Source organism: Vibrio sp. YT-16, assembly GCF_033337405.1.
In the GTDB taxonomy this organism is placed as follows: domain Bacteria; phylum Pseudomonadota; class Gammaproteobacteria; order Enterobacterales; family Vibrionaceae; genus Vibrio; species Vibrio alginolyticus.
Genome location: NZ_JAWOQQ010000048.1, coordinates 1 through 2,805 on the forward strand (window position 1 = coordinate 1; position 2,805 = coordinate 2,805).

Annotated in this window: 2 protein-coding genes; both read left to right on the plus strand. The window is 43.0% G+C overall.

The features are described from left to right. The first annotated feature begins 198 nt into the window (after positions 1 to 198). Positions 199 to 840 carry a type A-2 chloramphenicol O-acetyltransferase CatII gene (locus R7F07_RS24520; RefSeq protein ID WP_011751353.1) on the plus strand — a complete coding sequence of 214 codons (642 nt, stop codon included), beginning with the start codon at positions 199 to 201 and terminating at the stop codon, positions 838 to 840. 673 nt (positions 841 to 1,513) lie between these two features. Next, the gene (locus R7F07_RS24525) at positions 1,514 to 2,446 is read left to right on the plus strand and encodes an IS5-like element ISKpn13 family transposase (protein ID WP_004235553.1); all 933 of its coding nucleotides are present in this window, start codon (positions 1,514 to 1,516) and stop codon (positions 2,444 to 2,446) included. Positions 2,447 to 2,805: the final 359 nt, after the last annotated feature.

Here is a 2,805-nt window from a genome sequence, read left to right on the forward strand (position 1 = left end):
TGAATGGGTTCATGTGCAGCTCCATCAGCAAAAGGGGATGATAAGTTTATCACCACCGACTATTTGCAACAGTGCCCCCGAATCTGATATCATTATTCTGTACCAAGCGGCTTACGGAGGACGGGATGCTGCCCATTGAGACAACCAGACTGCCTTCTGATTATTAATATTTTTCGCTATTAATCAGAAGGAATAAACATGAATTTTACCAGAATTGATCTGAACACCTGGAACCGCAGAGAACATTTTGCTCTTTATCGTCAGCAGATAAAATGCGGATTCAGCCTGACCACAAAACTCGATATTACAGCTTTGCGTACCGCACTGGCGGAAACGGATTATAAATTTTATCCGGTGATGATTTATCTGATCTCCCGGGTTGTTAATCAGTTTCCGGAGTTCCGGATGGCAATGAAAGATAATGCACTGATTTACTGGGATCAGACCGATCCTGTATTTACTGTTTTTCATAAAGAGACTGAAACATTTTCTGCGCTCTTCTGCCGTTATTGTCCGGATATCAGTGAATTTATGGCGGGCTATAATGCGGTGATGGCAGAATATCAGCATAATACTGCATTGTTCCCGCAGGGAGCGTTACCAGAGAACCACCTGAATATATCATCATTACCCTGGGTGAGTTTTGACGGATTTAACCTGAATATCACCGGTAATGATGATTATTTTGCTCCGGTGTTTACTATGGCGAAGTTTCAGCAGGAAGATAACCGCGTATTATTACCTGTTTCTGTACAGGTACATCATGCCGTTTGTGATGGCTTTCATGCAGCCAGGTTTATTAATACACTTCAGATGATGTGTGATAACATACTGAAATAAGTTAATTAATACTTTATTTAAGCCACTGTATCCGGAAGGAATGGTGGCTTTTTTTTATCTTTTCGTCGTGATGTGTAATCTCGTTTCAGAATGGTTCAGGATCACTGTACGATAATGCTCCCGTAGTTTGGTAATATCCTTAATAAGAAAAAACAAGCAAAGACGAACAGCAATAGTAATAAAGAAAGCAGTAACAATAACAGTAATAAGTTAGTAACAACACCAGATGCAGTTATAACAATAATAGTATTTATAGTAATAGCACTTACAATAATAGTATTTACAACACCAGAAAGACTGCTGCGACAGTCGTTTTAAACAATACCAGAATGCTGTAAAAGCACCTGTAGTATTAACATTAGTATTAATACCAGTAGTAACACCAGTGAAAACATCATGATGGTATAGAAATATGCCTGAATATGTTTAATTAAACAATAAATAAACCGCCATGTATAACAGAAGATAATATTCTGGTTGGCATTCTTTCTGTTCAGTATAAACATATCGTCCGGCTTCATCAGGAAGGTATATAATAAGTTAAGCTGAACAGGTATATATTTTAGTTTTATTTTTTGATGTTATAAATAAAGTAAGACGATCTGCTAAGGAAGGTGCGATTTAATCGTCATATGTGAGAACATAAAGCTTTCTTTATCATGAGCTGTTTACAATGCCTGCCATTTCCAGCTATTCCTCCCGTAAATCCCGTTTTCTTGACCGTATGAATGTTCTGGTGCCGTGGCAGGATATTGCTGATAAGCTGCTTCACGTCTATCCGTCATCCCGTCGCGGCCGACGGCCTTTCCCCCTGGTGCTTATGCTCCGTATCCACTGCCTGCAACTCTGGTTTGACCTCAGTGACGGAGCGGCTGAAGACGCCCTGCATGATGTCCTGCCGTTCCGTCAATTTGCGGGGATCTGTGACACGGTGCCAGATCGCACAACCATCATGAATTTCCGCCATTTTCTGGAGAAACATCATGCAGGAGAACAGATACTGGCACTGATTAACCAGAAACTGAAGCAGGCCGGACTGATGTTACGTCAGGGCATCATTATCGATGCGACCATTATTTCCGCTCCCTGTTCCGTAAAAAATAAAGCCGGTCAACGGGATCCTGAAATGCATCAGACCCGCAAGGGAAATCAGTGGTACTTTGGTATGAAAGCTCATATTGCTGTTGATGCGGCCACAGGCTTGACGGAAAAAGTAGTGACCACGGCGGCAAATGTGCATGACCTGAATGCGGCGGATAGCCTGATTACGGAGCCGGTAGCAATTGTCTTCGCCGATGCCGGATATCGCGGGGCAGAAAAACGGGACTCTCTGACACATCGGGTTAAAGAGTGGTTTATTGCCAAAGGTCCTCATGCCGTAAAAAAGCTCAGACAGCATCCCCGGCTGAATAAGCAGGCGCTGCATGATGAATATGTGAAAGCAGGTATTAGGGCAAAGGTTGAGCATCCTTTCCGGATACTGAAGTGCCAGTTTGGTTTCAGCAAAACACGATTACGGGGACTGATGAAGAACCACAACCGGCTTTCAATGCTGTTTGCAATGTGCAATTTGGTGCGGGCGGGACAACTGGCGGGGATGTCGTGAAAATCATTGTAATATCAGTGGAGCAGTGACATTTTGCTTACCCTGAGTTGATGGGGGAGATTAAATATTGTCCAAACTGGGGTGCTTACTTTGCCGCGTAAGGAGGATATCCAGGCTCTGGATCGTCATGACTGATTAAATCGCACCTTCCCTAAGATCTGAAATCCTGATTTGCATTAGCCTGGCCGTATCTTCCAAACCCAATAATTGCTCCCAATAATCGCCAGATGCCCTAGAACGCCTTCCAATCTCTGACAATGCCTTTCCATCAATGGAACCCATTAAGGGGTTCTAGGGATTTTCCCCTCTAAAAAGACATAATCCTCTGTAGACCACACCAATAAATGGCTGCGGAGGTG